Below are 20,294 nucleotides of genomic sequence, written 5' to 3'. Positions count from 1 at the left end.
AGAGGCTACCAAGCCTCTTTTTTATTCATTGCATTATACAGTCGTTACGCGCCATTTATGGCTTTAATGACTGGCGAGTAAAGCCTTTGTGACCACATTTAATACACGGAATGATTACAGTTGGGTGGTTATACGTTGTCTTGTGACCACACTCATCACAGACCAAAGTGCCTAAGCCTATCACCTCTCCTGCTTCATATAGCCCTTGATGCTCTAAGTCATCGAACAACTCAACCCACTCAACTTTAGTTCGGTCTGTAATCTCTAACAGCCCTTGCCATATCGAATCCGCAATCGTTAAGTAAAACGGGCCGCTTTTACTGTCCTCGTAACTCTCTGAAAACTCTTTTAAGTCTGCTTTAAGGTACGCTTTGATTAAAGCCAATTCATCTTTGGTCAAGTCATTAGCAGCATCCACCACTTTGCCCGACGTCTCAATCGCTTTGTTAACTTCTTCCGGACTGTGCTTCAAGGTTTCAATCACATCCTCGAGCATTTCCTCATAACCTGTTTTACGTTTAGGCATAACTGACCTCCATCTTTCTCCTACCTGCGTCACTTAAGGGCGCATGGGTACAGATTGGCTATTGTTGTGATCCCTAGCTTTAGGTATTCTATGACGATCTATTTAAGTCTGTTCTAACCGAACTCACAAATTCCAAGATAACGGATACCATCGATGCAAGAACAATACAACCCACAAGATATTGAACAAAAAGTTCAAAAGCACTGGGATGACAACAAAACCTTTGTTGTAAGTGAAGACCCAAATAAAGAAAAATTCTACTGTCTATCCATGTTCCCATACCCAAGTGGTCGACTGCACATGGGTCACGTGCGCAACTACACTATCGGTGATGTAGTATCTCGTTTCCAACGCCTACAAGGCAAAAACGTGATGCAACCAATCGGTTGGGACGCATTCGGTCTACCAGCAGAAAACGCAGCAGTAAAAAACAAAACTGCGCCAGCACCTTGGACTTACGAAAACATCGAATACATGAAGAACCAACTTAAGCTTCTAGGCTTTGGTTACGATTGGAACCGTGAATTCGCAACTTGTACACCGGAGTACTACCGCTGGGAGCAAGAGTTCTTCACTAAGCTTTACGAGAAAGGTTTAGTTTACAAGAAGACTTCTTCTGTTAACTGGTGTCCTAACGACCAAACTGTTCTTGCAAACGAGCAGGTTGAAGACGGTTGTTGCTGGCGTTGTGATACGCCTGTAGAGCAAAAAGAAATCCCTCAATGGTTCATCAAAATCACTGAGTACGCTCAAGAGCTACTAGACGACCTAGACAAGCTTGAAGGTTGGCCTGAAATGGTGAAAACCATGCAGCGCAACTGGATTGGCCGCTCTGAAGGCGTTGAGCTGAAGTTTGAAGTTAAGGGTCAACAAGACCTAGAAGTTTACACAACACGTCCAGATACGCTAATGGGTGTGACTTACGTGGGCATCGCAGCCGGCCACCCTCTTGCAGCTCTTGCTGCAGAGAACAATCCAGAGCTTGCAGCGTTTATCGACGAATGTAAGAACAACAAGGTTGCAGAAGCTGAGCTAGCGACAATGGAGAAGAAAGGTATGGCTACTGGCCTTACTGCTATTCATCCATTGAACGGCCGTGAAGTTCCTGTTTACGTAGCAAACTTCGTACTGATGGACTACGGTACAGGCGCGGTAATGGCAGTACCTGCACACGACCAACGTGACTACGAGTTCGCAACGAAGTACGGTCTAGACATCGTGCCAGTTATCAAGCCTGCTGATGGCAGCGAGCTAGACATCTCTGAAGCAGCATACACTGAGAAAGGCGTACTGTTCGATTCAGGTGAATTCGACGGCCTAGAATTCCAAGCGGCGTTCGATGCAATTGCAGCGAAGCTAGAAGCAGAAGGCAAAGGCACTAAGACTGTAAACTTCCGTCTACGCGACTGGGGTGTATCTCGTCAACGTTACTGGGGCGCACCAATCCCAATGGTAACGACTGAAGACGGTGAAGTTCACCCAGTACCTGCTGACCAACTACCAGTGATTCTTCCAGAAGACGTGGTAATGGACGGCGTAACCAGCCCAATCAAAGCAGATAAAGAATGGGCGAAGACCACATTCAACGGCGAACCTGCTCTACGTGAGACAGATACGTTCGATACGTTCATGGAATCTTCTTGGTACTACGCGCGTTACTGTTCACCGCAAGCAGACGACATCCTAGATCCAGAAAAAGCAAACTACTGGCTACCAGTAGACCAGTACATCGGCGGTATCGAGCACGCTTGTATGCACCTACTGTACTCTCGCTTCTTCCACAAGTTGCTACGTGACGCGGGCTACGTAACGTCTGACGAACCGTTCAAGCAGCTACTGTGTCAAGGCATGGTACTGGCAGACGCGTTCTACTTCGAGAACGAGAAAGGCGGTAAAGAGTGGGTAGCTCCAACAGACGTAGCCGTTGAACGTGATGGTAAAGGCCGCATTACTTCTGCTAAAGACACTGAAGGTCGCGATGTAACGCACTCAGGCATGATCAAGATGTCTAAGTCTAAGAACAACGGTATCGACCCTCAAGAAATGGTAGACAAGTACGGCGCTGACACAGTACGTCTATTCATGATGTTCGCGTCTCCAGCGGACATGACACTTGAATGGCAAGAGTCTGGCGTAGAAGGTGCGAACCGCTTCCTAAAACGTGTTTGGAAACTAGTGAAAGAGCACACAGCGAAAGGCGCAGCAGAAGCAGTAGATACCGCAGCGCTTTCTGGTGATCAAAAAGCACTTCGCCGTGACGTTCACAAAACTATCGCGAAAGTGACGGACGATATCGCTCGTCGTCAAACATTCAACACCGCGATCGCAGCGATCATGGAGCTGATGAACAAACTAGCGAAAGCGCCTCAAGAATCTGCGCAAGATCGTGCAATCCTTGACGAAGCACTGAAAGCTATCGTTGTCATGCTTTACCCTATCACTCCTCATATCTCATACGAGCTATGGGCAGCACTAGGTGAAACAGACATTGATAACGCGGCATGGCCGACGTTTGACGAAAAAGCGCTAGTTGAAGACGAAAAAACTATCGTTGTTCAAGTTAACGGTAAGCTACGTGCGAAGCTAACAGTTCCAGCAGATATCTCTAAAGACGATATCGAACAGCTTGGTCTAAACGACGAAAACGTGGTTAAGTTCACTGATGGCCTGACTATTCGTAAAGTCATTTACGTTCCAGGTAAACTGCTGAACATCGTTGCAAACTAATCACAGCTTGCAATTTGTCTCTGTTTAGCGAACTTATTTGTTAACCAAGAGTCATTAAACAGGGTAGTTCGCTACCCTGTTTATTTACCTCAAACCATTCACATGAGTGGTTTAAGGTAAATAACCCCTTCAATTTAGGATGAATACAATCAATGCGCTTTTTCTCTTTGATTAAACTACCAGTGGTATTGGTATTAGCGGGGCTTCTTTCTGCCTGTGGTTTTCACCTTCGCGGCGAGTATTCCGTACCGGAAGAGCTGCACACTATGTCTTTCTCCAGCTACGATGAATACAGTGAATTAACTCGCTATGTTCGCTCTCAACTCGAACTGAACAAAGTTGAACTTGTTCAACCATCATCGACTGTACCCAACCTTCATTTGACGGAAGCGACTATCGATGAGCGTACACTGTCTCTGTATCAAAATAGCCGTGCAGCAGAAAAAGAGCTGACATACGTAGTAAAATACCGTGTGACGATTCCTGGCTATGGCTCTAAAAACTTTACGACAACAGTAAACCGCAACTACCTAGACAACCCGTTGACGGCACTTGCAAAATCTGTTGAACGTGACGTAATTGAAGACGAGATGCGCTTGCAAGCTGCAAAACAGATGATGCGCCAGTTGGGCCGTATTCGTGCCGAATATGAAGCAGGACAAATCTCTGAGCCAGCGAACACAAACTCTTAATCACTATGCGAATTTATGCCGATAAATTAACGGATCATTTAACTAAACACGTTAAACAAGTTTACCTAATCTTTGGGAATGAGCCGTTACTGATTCAAGAGAGCCGCCAAGCAATCCAAAAGGCAGCGTTTCAACAAGGTTTTGAGGAAAAACACCGTTTTGCGGTAGACGCAAGCATCGACTGGAATCAAGTTTACGATTGCTTCCAAGCGATGAGCCTGTTCTCAAACCGTCAATTGATCGAGCTTGAAATTCCAGAGAGTGGCGTGACAACCGCCCTCAGCAAAGAGCTGCAAACACTGTGTGATATGCTGCATGATGACATCATGCTCGTCATTGTTGGTAGCAAACTGACCAAAGCCCAAGAAAATGCGAAATGGTTCAAAGCATTAAGCTCAAAAGGCGACTGGGTAAGCTGTTTGTCGCCAGATCTACAACGCTTACCTATGTTCATTCAGGCACGTTGCCGCGCGTTGGGCCTAAAACCCGATCAACAATCACTGCAAATGTTGGCTCAATGGCATGAAGGTAACCTGTTTGCATTGTCACAAAGCTTAGAGAAATTGGCCCTACTCTACCCGGATGGTGAGCTGACCATCATACGTTTAGAGGAAGCCCTAAGTCGTCATAATCACTTTACTACGTTTAACTGGATCGACGCCTTACTGGCAGGTAAAGCAAACCGTGCACAACGCATTCTTCGCCAACTTGAGGCGGAAGGGGTCGAGACCGTGATCTTGATTCGAAGTGTACAAAAAGAGTTGAGCCAACTTTTAAATATGCATCAAGACTTAACTCAAATGGGAATGAACCAGGTATTTGAGAAATATCGAGTTTGGCAAAACAAGCGTCCACTCTATAACGCAGCACTGACCCGCTTATCGGCGAGTCGTATTTGTGCATTGCTCTCCTTGTTGGCTCAAGCAGAGATAAAAGCCAAAACTCAATATGACGAGTCTGTATGGCCAACTATTCATCAGTTGAGCTTAGAAACCTGCTCTCCTGATATTAAGCTGGCAATTTAAAAATCAAAGCGTGATATAGTGCGCGACCTGTTTTGCAAGCAAGAATGTAAAACACTGTAGAGATAAGAGACAAACCGAGGAAAACCGAGTGCTTCGCGAAGAACTGAAAGACTTTTTAGCTGATAAAGCCGACGACATGAAAGCGGAAGACATTATCGTCCTAAACGTGGAAGATAAATCAAGCGTGACAGATTACATGATCATCTGTACTGGCACATCCAAACGCCACGTTTCATCCATCGCTGACCACGTTGCAACAGAAGTGAAAAAAGCCGGTCTTGAGCCACTAGGAATGGAAGGTGAAAACGAAGGTGAATGGGTAGTCCTAGATATGGGCGACGCCATGCTTCACGTGATGCAAGAAGAGCACCGCGAACTCTACCAGCTAGAAAAACTCTGGGGTTAATCTTTTGAAAATTCAACTAATTGCTGTTGGCACAAAAATGCCCAAATGGGTTGAGGAAGGCTTTCAAGAATATCGTCGCCGTTTCCCACATGATATGCCATTGGAGTTGATTGAAATCTCTGCTGGCAAACGTGGAAAAAATGCCGATATCGCTCGCATCCTGCAAAAAGAAGGGGAAGCGATGCTCGCTGCGGTACCAAAAGGCAACCGTATCGTCACGTTAGATATCCCAGGTAAAAAATGGGACACTCCTCAACTTGCTGAGCAGTTAGAAGCTTGGAAATTAGATGGCCGTGATGTATCAATCTTAATCGGCGGTCCTGAAGGACTCGCTCCTGCATGCAAAGCTGCAGCAGACCAAAGCTGGTCATTGTCTGCCTTAACGCTACCCCACCCTTTAGTGCGTATCGTAATGGCAGAAAGCTTGTACCGAGCGTGGAGCATCACCGCGAACCATCCTTACCACCGCGAATAATCGTTGTTTAACTTTAGAGCCAAGCGTTAATGATTCGTAAGCGCCGCAGTCAAATCCGAGATTATCAAGCCGAAGCGCGTCTGTTTGCCAGCCGCGCTATTGTCGCTTTTATCGGTATTGTTCTCTTGATGGGAGCTCTGGTCACCAACATGTACAACATTCAGGTGAACCAGTTTCAAGATTATCAAACCCGCTCGAACGATAACCGTATCAAAGTGGTTCCTATCGCGCCTAACCGAGGTCTGATTTATGATCGAAATGGTGTTTTACTGGCAGAGAACCGTCCCGTCTTTAACTTAGAACTGACTCCAGAAAAAATTAAAGACATTGATGCAACCATCCAAGAACTACAAACCATTCTGGAAATTACCCCAGATCAGATTGAACGTTTCCACCAAGAGCGTAAACGGACTCGTCGATTTAAGTCAGTCCCACTGCTTACCCAACTGAACGAAAAACAAGTAGCGGTATTCTCCGTCAATCAGTACCGCTTTCCTGGTGTAGAAATAAGTGCGACCTTAAAGCGCTATTACCCTTTCAGCGAAGTCTTAACCCACGTGATTGGTTACGTTTCTCGAATCAATGATCGCGACATGCAGCGCCTGATCCGAGAAGAAAAAGATGCAAACTATCAAGCCACTCGCGACATTGGTAAGCTGGGTATCGAAAAATACTACGAAGACCTCTTACACGGTACGGCCGGATATCAAGAAGTCGAGGTAAACAGCCGCGGCCGCGTGATTCGTACGTTAAAGTACGTTCCACCTGTACCCGGAAAAGACATCGTTTTAAACCTTGATATCAACTTGCAGCTGTACGTACACCAATTATTGGATGGCCGCCGAGGCAGTGCTGTAGTGATCGATCCTAGAGACAACGGCGTGCTGGCTATGGTTTCAAGCCCTAGCTACGACCCTAACTCGTTCGTGCACGGAATCTCGGGTAAAGACTATCGCGCCCTTTTGAACGATAAAAACCGTCCTTTGGTCAACCGTACCACACTTGGCATTTACCCACCTGCGTCTACCATCAAACCATTTATGGCGGTAGCCGCGCTGCAAGAAGGTGTCGTCACACCTAACACCACGCGAAATGATCCTGGTTATTGGCGCATACCAAACTCCAACACTCGCCCATTCCGTGACTGGTTGCGTTGGGGGCACGGACGCGTCGATATCATTAAGTCGATCGAAGAGTCTGTTGATACCTTCTACTATCAAATCGCTTATGACATGGGTATTGACCGTATTTCGAATTGGATGATGATGTTCGGTTTTGGTGATTACACTGGCATCGATATCTACGAAGAAAGTAAGGCGAATATGCCGACTCGTGACTGGAAAATGTCTCGCCATAAAACCCCGTGGTACAAAGGCGATACGATCCCTGTGGGTATCGGCCAAGGTTATTGGACAGCAACACCAATGCAAATCGCCAAAGCGACCTCCGTATTAGTAAATGAGGGAGAAGTGATCGCACCTCACTTGCTCAAAGCGACGATAGAGAACGGCAACGACTTCGAAGAACAACAAACAACAGAATACGTGACTTACCCGCCAATCAAGAATGTACCGAAAAAGTACTGGGATATGGCGAAAGAAGGCATGCGTCGGGTAAACCATGGCACGCGCGGAACAGCTCGCCGCTCATTCTACAAAATGAGTTATCAAACAGCGGGTAAATCAGGTACTGCACAGGTCTTCGGTCTGGGTGAAAACGAAGAGTACAACGCCGATGAGATCGCCGAGCACTTACGTGACCATGCGTTATTTACTGGCTTTGCACCATTTGATGATCCTAAAGTGGTCGTCACTGTAGTACTAGAAAACGCCGGCGGTGGTTCTAGCAACGGTGCCCCAGTAGTAAGGAAAATTTTTGACCGAGTCGTTCTAGGCCCAGAAGAAATTGAGCCTGAAAACAATGCGAAGAAAGAGGTAAAACAGTAATGAAGATGGATCCCTCTACAGGTAAAAATCGCGCCCTGTTTGAACGCTTCCATATCGACTTACCACTCCTACTTGGCATACTGGCCCTGATGGGGTTTGGCCTGGTGATCATGTACAGCGCTAGTGGCCAAAGTTTACTAATGATGGATCGCCAAGCTATGCGGATGGTGCTTTCACTCGTTGTGATGATCGTTCTTGCGCAGCTTTCTCCACGAACCTACGAGAGCTTGGCACCTTTGATGTTCGTCGGCGGCGTCATACTGCTCTTTGGCGTGCTGTTTTTCGGTGAAGCCTCGAAAGGCGCACAGCGTTGGCTTAACCTCGGTTTTGTGCGCTTTCAACCTTCCGAGTTATTGAAGCTCGCGGTGCCATTAATGGTGGCACGCTATGTTGGTCGACAGCCCCTTCCGCCAACGCTAAAAACACTCATCGTTGCACTGATTATGGTCTGCTTACCAACCATCCTCATTGCAAAACAGCCTGACTTAGGGACCTCTATCCTAATCGCCGCTTCCGGTATTTTTGTTATCTTCCTCGCGGGCATTAGTTGGAAAATCATCGCTGGTGCCGCCATCGCACTCGGTGGTTTCATTCCGATTTTGTGGTTCTTCTTGATGCGCGAATACCAAAAAGTTCGCGTACGTACTCTGTTTAACCCAGAGTCAGATCCGCTTGGTGCGGGCTACCACATTATTCAGAGTAAAATCGCGATTGGCTCTGGTGGTATTTCAGGCAAAGGTTGGTTGCAAGGCACTCAATCACAACTGGAATTTCTTCCTGAACGACACACTGACTTTATCTTTGCAGTAATTGCTGAAGAATGGGGTATGATTGGCTTCCTTTGCCTTTTAGCCATCTATCTATTTATTATTGGACGAGGTTTATACCTCGCCAGCCAAGCGCAAACTGCATTTGGACGAATGATGGCAGGCAGTATTGTACTCAGCTTCTTCGTGTATATTTTTGTAAATATTGGCATGGTAAGTGGCATCCTACCTGTAGTAGGTGTACCGTTGCCACTCATTAGTTATGGCGGCACATCAATGGTAACCTTGATGGCTGGCTTTGGTATTCTGATGTCAATTCATACGCACCGAAAAGCATTCTCTAAGGCGACCTAGACATGCAAAAACGCGCTTTATATTCCTTGGTTTTCTCTGCTCTTATTTTGGCAGGCTGTTCATCAACTAGCCAAAAAGAACAAGAAGGCCGTTACGAACTCGAATCCGATGTTGCACCGGATACACCGCTTTCAGTCGAACACATCGAGGATGCGCACCCTAAATATGAACCGTACAGCCTAGGTGGGAACAAAGATTACCACTTGCGTGGCAAAGACTACAAAATAGTTCGCGATGCCAAAGGCTTTAAGGAAAAAGGCCGAGCGTCTTGGTATGGGAAGAAGTTCCAAGGTCATTTGACTTCTAATGGCGAAATCTATGACATGTACTCAATGACGGCTGCGCATAAAACGCTACCGTTACCAAGTTACGTAAAAGTCACCAACACTGACAACGGCAAAACTACCGTAGTACGAGTTAATGACCGAGGTCCGTTTCACGATGGCCGTATTATCGATTTAAGCTATGCCGCAGCACATAAGTTAGATGTGATAAAAACAGGTACAGCGAACGTGGAAATTGAAGTAATCAGTATCAATCAGCCCACGGATAAAAAATCATTAGAAGCGCACCCTAAGTACGTTATTCAGGTGGCATCATCAAAAAATGAAGAACGCGCACGAACTTTAGGCACCGAGCTTGGTCAAAAACTGGATACAGAAACTTTCCTAGAAAATGCGAAAGAGTCTTATCGCTTGTTGTTAGGGCCATTTACTGACTATTCCCTGACGCAAGCCACTCTAGATAAAGTAAAGTTGCTCGGCTATTCGTCTGCATTTATTAAAAAACACAACACTGCCAAATGACCTAGTGTCATGAATTTCTCCTCGATCCCCTCTTACATAGCTGGGGATTCTGATAAGATGTCCGCAGTTAACCCAAAAATTTGAATTACCATGAATAAAAATAAGTTTGTGAAATCTATTCTCGTTTCTTCGGTTGCCCTTTCTGCAACTTTCGCTCAATCTGCTCTTGCATCACCTATCGTTGTTCCAGATGCCCCTCAAATCGCGGCGAAGGGCTACGTACTGATGGATTACCATTCAGGTAAAGTACTGGCAGAGAAAGAGATGAACACAAAATTGTCTCCAGCTAGTCTGACTAAGATGATGACCAGCTACGTAATCGGCCAAGAACTAGCGCGTGGTAATATCTCAGAAGATGACGATGTCACCATCAGTAAAAATGCATGGGCGAAAAACTTCCCTGAATCATCAAAAATGTTCATTGAAGTAGGCACAACTGTAAAAGTACGTGACCTAAACCGCGGTATCATTGTCCAGTCTGGTAACGATGCCTGTGTAGCGATGGCTGAACACATTGCAGGCTCAGAAGATGCGTTTGTTGACCTAATGAACGCTTGGGCCAACACACTAGGTATGACGAACTCACACTTTGCCAACGTTCATGGCTTAGATAACGCTGAGCTGTACTCGACACCATACGACATGGCATTGCTAGGTAAAGCCCTGATCCGTGACGTACCAAATGAGTACCGCGTGTACTCAGAGAAGAAATTCACTTACAACGGCATCACCCAATACAACCGTAACGGTCTACTTTGGGATAAGAGCATGAACGTTGATGGCATCAAAACGGGTCACACAAGCAATGCGGGTTACAGCCTAGTAAGTTCAGCAACTGAAGGCCAAATGCGTTTGGTTGCGGTCGTAATGGGCACGAAAGATGCCAATGCTCGTAAGTCAGAAAGCAAAAAGCTACTAAGCTACGGCTTCCGTTTCTTCGAAACAGTAGCGCCGCACAAAGCGGGTGAAACGTTTGTAGAAGAAAAAGTGTGGATGGGTAACAAAGACACTGTAGCGTTAGGCCTTGACCAAGATACTTACGTAACACTACCACGTGGTGAAGCGAAAAACCTAAAAGCCAGCTTCGTCCTTGAAAAAGAGCTAGAAGCCCCAATTAATAAAGGTGATGTAGTTGGTAAGCTATACTATCAGATCGATGGTGAAGATATTGCCGAATACCCACTAATGGCACTAGAAACCGTAGAGCAAGGTAGTCTATTTAGCCGCATGTGGGATTACATCGTATTGTTATTCAAGAGCTTCTTCTAAGAAGAACGTTAGAGTAGCAAACTTATTCGCAAAGCCGCCTGAAAAGGCGGCTTTTTAAGTTTGAGATCCTCGTCTTGAGTTCCCCCTAATTTGACTGTACTATTTCGCACCGCAACGAATATCTACTGGAGTTATCGATATGCTAACCATCAACTCTGATGCAAAATTAAAAGACCTGCTTGAGTTCCCTTGTTCATTTACTTACAAGGTAATGGGTCATGCAAAGCCTGAACTTCCAGAGCTTGTTCTTGAAGTTATTCAGCGCCATGCTCCAGGTGACTACAGCCCGACCGTTAAACCAAGTGCTAAGGGCAACTACCACTCGGTATCAATCAACATCACTGCAACGTCTATCGAGCAAGTTGAGACGCTATACAAAGAGTTAGGTGAAATTGACATCGTGCGCATGGTTCTATAATTTTTTGATAGATTAAATTTTTTTTGAAAGCAGCTTCGGCTGCTTTCTTTTTATTTATCAATCAGATAACAAAACTTTACATCGCTTTCAGTTAAAAATCTGTTACTCAGCGGTAGAGCATCAGGGTTATCCGGTTTATAATCCAAAAACTTTATATATTAGCAACAGGAATTCCCATGCAACACCAACTTGTTGTAAAACGACTTGGCCGCCAAGACTATGAGCCTGTATGGAAGGCGATGCATGAGTTCACCGACCAACGCACAGAAGAAACCCCTGATGAAGTCTGGTTGGTAGAACATAACCCAGTATTTACGCAAGGTCAGGCAGGTAAAGCTGAGCACCTTATTAACACTGGTAACATTCCTGTTGTACAAAGTGATCGCGGAGGCCAAGTTACGTATCATGGCCCTGGTCAGTTGGTCGCCTATTTCTTGATCAACTTACGCCGCAAAAAATTAGGTGTACGAGATCTCGTTACCACTATCGAGAACCTCGTGATCAACACGCTAAAAGCATACAATATCGATTCGGCCGCGCGACCTGACGCACCAGGCGTTTACGTTGAAGGTAAAAAAATATGCTCTCTCGGTTTACGCATTCGTAAAGGATGCTCGTTTCATGGCTTAGCCTTGAACGTAAATATGGATTTAACACCGTTTCTGCGTATTAACCCTTGTGGTTATGAAGGTATGGAAATGGTTCAGGTCAGCCAATTCGGCGGCCCAGACAATGTAGAAGCCGTAGAAAAACAATTAATAGAAGAACTCGTTACTTTGCTCGACTATGAGCAAGTAGAATTCAGCACAGAAGCACCTTCTCAAGGTAATAAAGCATGAGCAAACCAATCCAGATGGAAAAAGGCGTTAAATATCGTGACGCCGATAAAATGGCATTGATTCCCGTAAAGAACATGCCTACAGAGCAGAAAGAAGTGCTACGTAAGCCTGATTGGATGAAGATCAAGCTACCAGCCGACAGCCAACGAATTCAAGACATCAAGGCGGCGATGCGCAAGAATAAACTTCACTCCGTATGTGAGGAAGCATCTTGCCCTAACCTAGCGGAATGTTTTAACCACGGTACAGCTACCTTCATGATCCTAGGTGCCATTTGTACTCGTCGTTGTCCTTTCTGTGACGTTGCTCATGGCCGCCCATTACCACCGGAAGCAGAAGAGCCTCAAAAACTGGCGAAAACCATCGCCGATATGAAGCTGAAATACGTAGTAATCACTTCTGTAGACCGTGACGATCTGCGTGATGGTGGTGCACAGCACTTTGCCGATTGTAACCGCGAGATCCGTGCGTTGAACCCTCATATTAAGATTGAAACTCTGGTTCCTGACTTCCGTGGTCGTATGGACGTAGCGCTTGATCTAATGAAAGATAACCCGCCAGATGTCTTCAACCACAACCTAGAAACAGCGCCACGTCTTTACCGTAAAGCTCGCCCAGGTGCAAACTACAAGTGGTCGCTGGAGCTTCTTAAGAAGTTCAAAGAGCAGCATCCAGATGTACCGACCAAATCTGGTTTGATGATGGGTCTTGGTGAAACCAAAGAAGAAATCATCGAAGTACTGAAAGATCTACGCGCACACGGCGTAACGATGCTGACTCTAGGTCAGTACCTAGCGCCAAGCCGTCACCACTTGCCAGTAGAGCGTTACGTTCCGCCATCAGAGTTTGACGAGCTAAAAGAAGTTGCACTAGAGCTTGGCTTCACGCACGCAGCGTGTGGTCCATTTGTTCGCTCTTCTTACCATGCCGATATGCAGGCTCAAGGCATCGAGATTAAATAAGCACTCGCTTATTTTGAAGAGAAAAGGTTGGCTCAGTGCCAACCTTTTTTGTATCAGTCAAATGGTGATAAAAAGCCATTCTACCTCCGTCATTCTGAACAGCGAGGAACGAGCGTGATTGAGAATCAGTTTCCAACGTACTGATGATTTTTTGGGGAAACGCTGAGTAAAAGAGTGTGCCTCAACAAGATTCCTGATCTCGCCTAGGCTCGTCGGAATGACGCGGTTTGGATATATTGAAAGGGACAGTGTTGGTAGCCATCTCCTTATCACACACTCTTCGCTATATCTCATTCAAAACGCCAGACAAACAAAAAGGCCCTCAATTGAGGACCTTTAGTATATCAATGTTCAAAATAGACGAGTCGAGTTCTAGGAGAACACACGGCGTTTGCGCGAGCAAATGAGTATGTTCGACACCGAAATCGACTCATTCTATGAAGAACAGTTAGGCGTAAACCGGTAGACGCTTACAAATTTCGAGCACTTTCTGTTTAGTCGCTTCGATAACTTCTTCGTTGCCGATGTTATCTAGAACGTCACACATCCAGTTTGCTAGCTCTTTTGCATCTTCTTCAGTGAAGCCACGGCGAGTGATCGCTGGCGTACCTACACGGATACCAGACGTTACGAATGGGCTGCGTGGGTCATTTGGTACCGAGTTTTTGTTCACTGTGATGTTTGCTGCACCTAGTGCCGCGTCTGCGTCTTTACCAGTGATGTCTTTGTCGATCAGGTCCACAAGGAACAAATGGTTTTCTGTGCCGTTAGATACGATTTTGTAGCCACGCTCTTGGAATTGACCAACCATTGCTTTTGCGTTTTTCACTACGCGAGCTTGGTAAGCTTTGAACTCTGGCTCCATCGCTTCTTTGAACGCTACTGCTTTACCGGCGATAACGTGCATTAGAGGGCCACCTTGACCACCAGGGAACACTGCTGAGTTCAATTTCTTGTACATATCTTCGCCAGCATTTGACAAGATAAGACCACCGCGAGGACCTGCTAGTGTTTTGTGCGTCGTTGTTGTTACCACGTGAGCGTATGGAACAGGTGTTGGGTATTCGCCTGCTGCGATAAGACCCGCTACGTGCGCCATATCAACGAAAAGGTAAGCATCTACTTTGTCCGCGATTTCACGCATGCGCTTCCAATCAACGATTTGCGAGTAAGCAGAGAAACCACCGATGATCATCTTAGGCTTGTGCTCAAGCGCTAGCTGTTCCATCTCGTCGTAGTTAATTTGACCCGCTTCATCGATACCGTAAGGGATAACGTTGTAGTGCTTACCAGAGAAGTTAACTGGAGAACCGTGAGTCAGGTGACCACCGTGCGCTAGGCTCATGCCTAGAACTGTATCGCCTGGGTTAAGAAGCGCCATGTAAACCGCGCTGTTTGCTTGAGAACCTGAGTGAGGCTGTACGTTCGCGTATTCACAACCGAACAGTTTGCATGCACGGTCGATAGCAAGTTGTTCCGCTTTATCTACGTACTCACAACCGCCATAGTAACGCTTGCCTGGGTAGCCTTCAGCGTATTTGTTCGTTAGCTGAGAACCTTGCGCTTCCATTACACGTGGGCTTGTGTAGTTTTCAGAAGCGATAAGTTCAATGTGTTCTTCCTGGCGAAGAGTTTCTTCCTGGATAGCTGCGAACAGTTCCGCATCGTAATCTGCGATGTTCATATCACGCTTAAGCATCTGTATCTCCTGACTCAGATTAGTACTGAAAGTTGCAAAAAAACTGTTGAATGACCCTACGCAAACGTTTTCGTCACCCTAATGGCGCGCATTCTACATAATTTGATCTGGGTCATAAAGAGAAATTTACAATTTTTCTCATGCAGTTTTTTCATGATGGCAAGCAATCTGTATCACGCCCGCATTGCAATTGCATAACGACGATCTATTGCCTGTCAATTTTGTGCTTTACACCCTGTAAAACAGCAATTACATAGGTTTACCGTAAATTTTACCCTCTAGCTACCGAAAAGATCATCTTTTTACTACTATGCACGCCTTATTTATCACTAATGACTGCAACATTGATGGAAAAACACTCATTAAAAGAAGACTGGATAGCGATTCTCACGGGTACTTTTTTGGTAGCTCAAGGCGTTTTCTTTCTCCAATCCGCAAACCTCCTAACAGGGGGGACGACAGGATTGGCTCTGCTTATTAGCCAATTTACACCTTTTACGTTTGGTGTGCTGTACTTTTTAGCAAACAGTCCCTTTTACTTGCTAGCATGGAAACGCTTCGGCCGTCATTTCGCCATTAATAGTGCCATTTCTGGCGCTTTGGTTTCTATCTTTGCCGATCATCTTTATTTGCTAATCTCGCTCGAATCGGTAAATGAAGTTTATTGTGCCGTCGCAGGTGGGCTTTTAATGGGACTCGGTATGCTGATCTTGTTCCGACATCGCTCCAGCTTAGGTGGCTTTAACGTGCTGTGTTTATTTATTCAGGACAAATTTGGCATTTCAGTTGGCAAAAGCCAAATGGCAATCGATGCGTGCATCCTGTTTGCGTCATTCTTCTTTGTCACTCCAGAAGTAATTGGTCTTTCGATTTTGGGCGCGTTTGCACTGAATGTCGTGTTAGCGATGAACCACAAGCCTCATCGCTATTCCGTGACCTACGGTTCATAAACTTTTGATGATAATTGGAGCGCAATTTATAAGATTTCGCGCTCCAATCGCTATATAATATTTCGCTATTTCCAAATAACGCGGTGCGGTATGCGCGATTTTTTGCAACAAGCCAAACAAACTCACAGTTGTATTGCGATTGGCGAGTTGGTCTATAACCCGAAGACACAAACTCTTCATCAAGACACTGTCGCGATTGATCTCGAACCTCGTACCATTGAGTTATTAGAGCTGCTGCTAACAAGCGTGGGACATCCGCTCTCTGCCGATACCATTATCGAAACCATTTGGCAGAGCAAATTCATCTCTAAGAATGTACTCACTAACCGCATTAGCACCTTACGTGCGCTGCTACAACAGCATCTCCCCGAGTACGATGCGACTAAGCTCTTGGTCACTTATCCTCGCAAAGGTTACTTTCTAAACCCAGCGAATATCCGTTTAGTGCCACCAGCGAAAAACCATCGACGTGCTATTACAGCTCAAGTTGCGAACCGTAAGAACATCAAGCTGATTTTGGCTTATAGCTTATGTGCCGTACTTGTGGTTTGTAGCGTGACGCTCGCAAGCTTGTTATGGCAACGCCAAGAGATTTCAACGCAGCAAACACGTCATCAGTTACTTATCCCCAAAGTCGAGTTGCTGCTCAACCGTGTCGATGCGATTGGCTCCCAAGCAAGAAAATATCGCATACTGGTCAAAGCCATCTTGCTGCAACAACAGGTCGAATATCCATACACCGACATCGCCAACCAAGACGCTCCCAGTTACTTTCTTGATCCTATCGGTCATACGCCGTATTTCCCTGGCGCGCGAAACATGCAGACCAGTGATTACGAACTCAACATAGAGTTAAAAGACGGCGCAGAGCAAGGCACCTTTAAAGCTCAGATGAACCTTATTTATCCTGCGACAGGGAAACTGGCGTTTCGCAACGAATACACACTGCGCTTATCCGACCTACAATCGGATATCTTCCAAATTCACTCAGATGTCGCGCAATACTTCAACTTGCCTGCACCTTCGGCAAGCACATGGCAACTGTCAGACGTTCACCAAAAAATGCTGTTTGAGAATGTCTTTTCTAACCAACCTCTACAACAAGCTGATGAGTTTGCAGCTATCACAACCGCAAGGCATCTCGCTTTGTACGAGCAAGAACCTCAAAAGCTGGAGGCGTATTTGACACAAGTGCAGTCGTCGTTCGATGTTTTGCCAGATGAGCTAAGCCTCTGGTTGGGCGTATTGCATTTCAAACTAGGCAACCTAGACCGAGCAAAAGTTCTGCTGACCACTCCAGATGGCGACTCACGTATTCAAAACGCGCTGATTTATACGTTTGTGTCTCACATCGCTTATAAACAAAACAAACTCGAACAGTTCCGTCTCAACTACATGGAATCACTGGTGGCACTGCTGCGCGTTTTGCCTTCCGAGACATTGTTTGAACGTCTTTCTCAATCTGAATCGAAAGAGACTTGCCTTCAACCATGGAAAACGTTGCATGTCAGTTTGACCGATCAAGAAATTATCAGCCGATGGAAAGCGCTCATCAACGAGTATTGCACCAACGTAGCTAACGAAATAAGCCCAAATAAAACAAAGACCTAAATATAAAATTAAGCTTTCGTTAAGCCCTATTAGCTTTTGTTTTTTGCCCTTTTTAGCTCATTAAACTTAGCATGCTCGCATTCAAGCAACGGCCCAACATGAAGCGGCCTAATCAATCAGGAATGTAAACCATGCTAAACAAAATGACGCTTATCGCAGCAGCAACTCTGGCTCTTTACGGCTGTGGCGGTGGTTCATCTTCTGGCAGTGCTAATCCAAACAAAGTGCCTCAAGAAAGTTTCGACATCGCGATTCAAAACTCAATCTTCGCTCCCACGCCAAGCACACAACTAAACTACGCGTTTAGCCTGGATGGCCAACCTGAAGGCGAGATGAAACTGAGTTTCCAAGCGATGGATAACGAGCAATTGTTGGCAGCATTGGCACAAATCCCAAACAGCGAAGCAATGGTCCAGTTGGTTAATGACTTGGTGAACTACGGCGCCAAACAGTTGTACTATTCTGACGAACAGTACAACGACGATGAAGAGAGCAATACGCTTTATTTTGCAGGCTCTGATGGCGCACTTCATGAAGTCACCGACGCTTATTCCATTAACCAGCAGTTTGTTGCCATGCTGATGCACAGCAGCCCAATTTTCCGTCTCAACGGTGACGACGTAAAAGAGAAAAGCCCGAACATTGATATCGGTGAAGAGACCATATCTCTGCAAACCACTCTAGCAGGCTACGCAGTTCACAACCTACTAGACAGTTTTGAAGATCATGAGTGGGTGCAAAACCTGCCAATGACAGCATCTTGCCAAGTGGTTTGGCAGCAGCAAATCCGAGAGACTGGCGTACGTAAAACGTTCTCGATTTCAAGCAAGAAAATTGAAGCGGCGTACCTGACAGAAGAGAATACTTACAACCTAAACTGCGATGATATGGACTCAATGGAGTTCGCCACTTCGGCAGAACGTTGGTTTAACCCGAGCTTAGGTCTGATTGAGCAAATCGAGCTGCTAAAAGTACAACAAGTACAAATCAACGAAGAGAAAGTGCTGCTAACAGCAATTGAAACAAAATAAGCCTGTACTCCACAAGTATCTCGCATCTCAATAAAAAAGGCTTTGGGGAGCACACCAAAGCCTTTATCTCGAACATCAATCTTAGGGGGTGACACCCGAGTTTATTCTTCTATCAATAAAATACGAGTTTCGTAAGGTCGTAATACTTGATGTTTTGACGCGACTGCACTCGCTGAGTTTTGATAGTTAGATAGCAAGTTTTTCGCTTTACTCATATCAAAACGCTCTGGCAGAACGCATTCCACCTCTTCAGCGTAGTAGTTGTTGATACACAGCAGCGTTTGTTTGTCGTTCTGGCGAGCGTAAGCAAAAATGCGTTGATGCTCTGGCAATAAATCTTCATAACGGCCATCGGTGATCACCGAAACATGTTTACGTAGCTCAATCAAACGTTTGTAGAAGTAGAACACCGAGTTCAAATCAGCAACCGCAGCTTCTGCGTTGATTTCAGAGTAGTTCTGCGCCACTTCAAGCCACGGTGTGCCTTCGGTAAAACCGGCGTGCTTTTGGCTGTTCCATTGCATTGGCGTACGTGAGTTATCACGCGACTTCTGCGCCAAAATCGCCATCATCTCCTCGTGTGATACGCCATCACGGTTGACCATGATGTCGTACATGTTGGTGCTTTCTACGTCGCGGTACTGGCTGATATCAGTGTAACCTGGGTTGGTCATACCAATCTCTTCACCTTGGTAAACATAAGGTGTGCCTTGCATCATGTGTACAGACGCCGCCAACATTTTGGCTGATTCGACGCGGTATTGTTTATCATCGCCTAAGCGGCTGACCACACGAGGTTGGTCGTGGTTACACCAGAACAGCGCCCCCCACCCTTTGCCATTTAAGCCCGTTTGCCAATGGTTGAAGATCTGCTTTAACTGAATGAAATCAAACGGCGCTTTGGTCCATTTTTCACCATTCGGATAATCCACTTTCAGGTGGTGGAAGTTGAACACCATGGATAGCTCTTTGCCGTCTAGCGAAGAGTATTGCTGGCAGTGCTCTAGCGTGGTGGAAGACATTTCCCCCACCGTGACGCTGCCGTACTTTTGGAACACGGCTTCGCTGATTTCTTGCAGATATTCGTGCACGCGAGGACCATCAGTATAGAAACGACGGCCATCGCCAATATCATCGCTTGGGAAATCTTGTTGTTTAGAAATCAGGTTGATGACATCAAGACGGAAACCATCCACGCCTTTGTCTGCCCAGAAGCTGATGACTTCTTTGACTTCTTCGTGCACCACTGGGTTTTCCCAGTTCAAATCCGCCTGCTCTTTAGCAAAAAGGTGCAAGTAGTACTGCCCTGTCGCTTCATCCAATTCCCAAGCATTGCCTCCAAACTTCGATTGCCAGTTGTTGGGCTCTACGCCATCAACCGGATCTTTCCAGATGTAGTAATCACGGTAAGGGCTGTTTTTATCACCTAACGCAGATTGGAACCACTTGTGTTCTGTCGAAGTATGGTTGACCACGATGTCCATGATGATTCGAATGCCCAACTGATGAGCCTCTGCCAACAGGGTATCGAAATCTTGCATCGTGCCGAACTCGGGGTTGATCGAGTAGTAATCGGAGATGTCATAACCGTTGTCGATCATTGGCGATTGGTAAACCGGCGTCAGCCAAATCGCATCCACACCGAGGTGTTTTAGATAATCCAGTTTAGAAATGATCCCTTTAATATCGCCCGTGCCTTTACTGCCGCTGTCACAAAAGCTTTTTGGGTAAATTTGATAGATGGTTGCGGTTTTCCACCAGCTCTCATCATGCTTGGTCATAGCCATTTCT

General features: G+C 45.9%; 18 protein-coding genes. 15 read left to right on the top strand and 3 right to left on the bottom strand.

All coding sequences use genetic code 11. The features are described 5' to 3' along the window. Positions 1-55 precede the first annotated feature (55 nt). Positions 56-526 carry a zinc ribbon-containing protein gene (locus ACWYVB_RS17350; RefSeq protein WP_005373024.1) on the bottom strand — a complete coding sequence of 157 codons (471 nt, stop codon included), beginning with the start codon at positions 524-526 and terminating at the stop codon, positions 56-58. A 153-nt stretch (positions 527-679) separates the two neighbouring features. Between ACWYVB_RS17350 and leuS the strand changes: the two genes are divergently transcribed. From leuS to lipA, 12 genes are all read left to right on the top strand, one after another. Further along, positions 680-3,253 (top strand): leucine--tRNA ligase, encoded by a 2,574-nt coding sequence (gene leuS / locus ACWYVB_RS17345; protein WP_005391313.1) that lies wholly within the window; start codon positions 680-682, stop codon positions 3,251-3,253. A 152-nt stretch (positions 3,254-3,405) separates the two neighbouring features. Further along, positions 3,406-3,945 carry an LPS-assembly lipoprotein LptE gene (locus ACWYVB_RS17340; RefSeq protein ID WP_005373019.1) on the top strand — a complete coding sequence of 180 codons (540 nt, stop codon included), beginning with the start codon at positions 3,406-3,408 and terminating at the stop codon, positions 3,943-3,945. Positions 3,946-3,950: 5 nt separating this feature from the next. Then, on the top strand, positions 3,951-4,970 hold the full coding sequence (gene holA, locus ACWYVB_RS17335) for a DNA polymerase III subunit delta (RefSeq protein ID WP_457529552.1): 1,020 nt from the start codon (positions 3,951-3,953) through the stop codon (positions 4,968-4,970). 88 nt (positions 4,971-5,058) lie between these two features. Continuing rightward, a complete protein-coding gene (gene rsfS, locus ACWYVB_RS17330; RefSeq protein WP_005373015.1) occupies positions 5,059-5,376 on the top strand; it encodes a ribosome silencing factor in 318 nt (105 codons plus the stop codon). A 4-nt stretch (positions 5,377-5,380) separates the two neighbouring features. Continuing rightward, on the top strand, positions 5,381-5,851 hold the full coding sequence (rlmH, locus tag ACWYVB_RS17325; RefSeq protein WP_017821762.1) for a 23S rRNA (pseudouridine(1915)-N(3))-methyltransferase RlmH: 471 nt from the start codon (positions 5,381-5,383) through the stop codon (positions 5,849-5,851). A 29-nt stretch (positions 5,852-5,880) separates the two neighbouring features. Next, positions 5,881-7,797 (top strand): penicillin-binding protein 2, encoded by a 1,917-nt coding sequence (mrdA, locus tag ACWYVB_RS17320; RefSeq protein WP_457529549.1) that lies wholly within the window; start codon positions 5,881-5,883, stop codon positions 7,795-7,797. Then, positions 7,797-8,918 (top strand): rod shape-determining protein RodA, encoded by a 1,122-nt coding sequence (gene rodA, locus ACWYVB_RS17315; RefSeq protein ID WP_005391317.1) that lies wholly within the window; start codon positions 7,797-7,799, stop codon positions 8,916-8,918. The genes mrdA and rodA overlap by 1 nt, the downstream gene beginning before the upstream one ends. Positions 8,919-8,920: 2 nt before the next feature. After that, positions 8,921-9,724 carry a septal ring lytic transglycosylase RlpA family protein gene (locus tag ACWYVB_RS17310; protein WP_046874297.1) on the top strand — a complete coding sequence of 268 codons (804 nt, stop codon included), beginning with the start codon at positions 8,921-8,923 and terminating at the stop codon, positions 9,722-9,724. Between the two features lie 90 nt (positions 9,725-9,814). Beyond that, the gene (locus ACWYVB_RS17305) at positions 9,815-10,993 is read left to right on the top strand and encodes a serine hydrolase (protein ID WP_012842069.1); all 1,179 of its coding nucleotides are present in this window, start codon (positions 9,815-9,817) and stop codon (positions 10,991-10,993) included. 139 nt (positions 10,994-11,132) lie between these two features. After that, positions 11,133-11,411, top strand: a complete 279-nt coding sequence (gene ybeD / locus ACWYVB_RS17300; protein ID WP_005384135.1) for a DUF493 family protein YbeD — start codon at positions 11,133-11,135, stop codon at positions 11,409-11,411. 176 nt (positions 11,412-11,587) lie between these two features. Continuing rightward, positions 11,588-12,250, top strand: coding sequence for a lipoyl(octanoyl) transferase LipB (lipB, locus tag ACWYVB_RS17295; RefSeq protein ID WP_457529545.1), 663 nt, complete (start codon positions 11,588-11,590; stop codon positions 12,248-12,250). Then, positions 12,247-13,212: a lipoyl synthase gene (gene lipA / locus ACWYVB_RS17290; RefSeq protein ID WP_005391329.1), complete on the top strand. Its 966-nt coding sequence runs from the start codon at positions 12,247-12,249 to the stop codon at positions 13,210-13,212. Before lipB ends, lipA begins: the two co-directional genes overlap by 4 nt. A gap of 448 nt (positions 13,213-13,660) precedes the next feature. Here the strand turns inward: lipA and glyA are convergent, their stop codons facing one another. Further along, on the bottom strand, positions 13,661-14,911 hold the full coding sequence (gene glyA / locus ACWYVB_RS17285) for a serine hydroxymethyltransferase (protein WP_301640453.1): 1,251 nt from the start codon (positions 14,909-14,911) through the stop codon (positions 13,661-13,663). Positions 14,912-15,258: 347 nt separating this feature from the next. Between glyA and ACWYVB_RS17280 the strand changes: the two genes are divergently transcribed. The 3 genes from ACWYVB_RS17280 (at position 15,259) to ACWYVB_RS17270 (ending at position 18,503) form a co-directional block, all read left to right on the top strand. Then, positions 15,259-15,861, top strand: coding sequence for a YitT family protein (locus ACWYVB_RS17280; RefSeq protein WP_031780204.1), 603 nt, complete (start codon positions 15,259-15,261; stop codon positions 15,859-15,861). A gap of 90 nt (positions 15,862-15,951) precedes the next feature. Next, the gene (locus ACWYVB_RS17275; RefSeq protein WP_268979760.1) at positions 15,952-17,472 is read left to right on the top strand and encodes a winged helix-turn-helix domain-containing protein; all 1,521 of its coding nucleotides are present in this window, start codon (positions 15,952-15,954) and stop codon (positions 17,470-17,472) included. Between the two features lie 131 nt (positions 17,473-17,603). After that, positions 17,604-18,503 (top strand): hypothetical protein, encoded by a 900-nt coding sequence (locus tag ACWYVB_RS17270; protein ID WP_457529542.1) that lies wholly within the window; start codon positions 17,604-17,606, stop codon positions 18,501-18,503. A gap of 101 nt (positions 18,504-18,604) precedes the next feature. On the opposite strand, the gene treC is transcribed toward ACWYVB_RS17270, so the two are convergent. Then, complete coding sequence (treC, locus tag ACWYVB_RS17265) at positions 18,605-20,290, bottom strand: alpha,alpha-phosphotrehalase (RefSeq protein ID WP_457529540.1); 1,686 nt, start codon at positions 20,288-20,290, stop codon at positions 18,605-18,607. Positions 20,291-20,294: the final 4 nt, after the last annotated feature.

The sequence above is a fragment of the Vibrio sp. JZG10 genome (assembly GCF_054064075.1).
The sequence above is the reverse complement of the archived record's forward strand: the minus strand, read 5'-3'. Positions and strand labels throughout refer to the sequence as shown.

What these genes read in the sequence shown, in the direction of transcription:
- ACWYVB_RS17350 (WP_005373024.1), bottom strand. Translation starts at nt 526, where the DNA reads ATGCCTAAACGTAAAACAGGTTATGAGGAAATGCTCGAGGATGTGATT.
- leuS (WP_005391313.1), top strand. Translation starts at nt 680, where the DNA reads ATGCAAGAACAATACAACCCACAAGATATTGAACAAAAAGTTCAAAAG.
- ACWYVB_RS17340 (WP_005373019.1), top strand. Translation starts at nt 3,406, where the DNA reads ATGCGCTTTTTCTCTTTGATTAAACTACCAGTGGTATTGGTATTAGCG.
- holA (WP_457529552.1), top strand. Translation starts at nt 3,951, where the DNA reads ATGCGAATTTATGCCGATAAATTAACGGATCATTTAACTAAACACGTT.
- mrdA (WP_457529549.1), top strand. Translation starts at nt 5,881, where the DNA reads ATGATTCGTAAGCGCCGCAGTCAAATCCGAGATTATCAAGCCGAAGCG.
- rodA (WP_005391317.1), top strand. Translation starts at nt 7,797, where the DNA reads ATGAAGATGGATCCCTCTACAGGTAAAAATCGCGCCCTGTTTGAACGC.
- ACWYVB_RS17310 (WP_046874297.1), top strand. Translation starts at nt 8,921, where the DNA reads ATGCAAAAACGCGCTTTATATTCCTTGGTTTTCTCTGCTCTTATTTTG.
- ACWYVB_RS17305 (WP_012842069.1), top strand. Translation starts at nt 9,815, where the DNA reads ATGAATAAAAATAAGTTTGTGAAATCTATTCTCGTTTCTTCGGTTGCC.
- ybeD (WP_005384135.1), top strand. Translation starts at nt 11,133, where the DNA reads ATGCTAACCATCAACTCTGATGCAAAATTAAAAGACCTGCTTGAGTTC.
- lipB (WP_457529545.1), top strand. Translation starts at nt 11,588, where the DNA reads ATGCAACACCAACTTGTTGTAAAACGACTTGGCCGCCAAGACTATGAG.
- lipA (WP_005391329.1), top strand. Translation starts at nt 12,247, where the DNA reads ATGAGCAAACCAATCCAGATGGAAAAAGGCGTTAAATATCGTGACGCC.
- glyA (WP_301640453.1), bottom strand. Translation starts at nt 14,911, where the DNA reads ATGCTTAAGCGTGATATGAACATCGCAGATTACGATGCGGAACTGTTC.
- ACWYVB_RS17280 (WP_031780204.1), top strand. Translation starts at nt 15,259, where the DNA reads ATGGAAAAACACTCATTAAAAGAAGACTGGATAGCGATTCTCACGGGT.
- ACWYVB_RS17275 (WP_268979760.1), top strand. Translation starts at nt 15,952, where the DNA reads ATGCGCGATTTTTTGCAACAAGCCAAACAAACTCACAGTTGTATTGCG.
- ACWYVB_RS17270 (WP_457529542.1), top strand. Translation starts at nt 17,604, where the DNA reads ATGCTAAACAAAATGACGCTTATCGCAGCAGCAACTCTGGCTCTTTAC.
- treC (WP_457529540.1), bottom strand. Translation starts at nt 20,290, where the DNA reads ATGGCTATGACCAAGCATGATGAGAGCTGGTGGAAAACCGCAACCATC.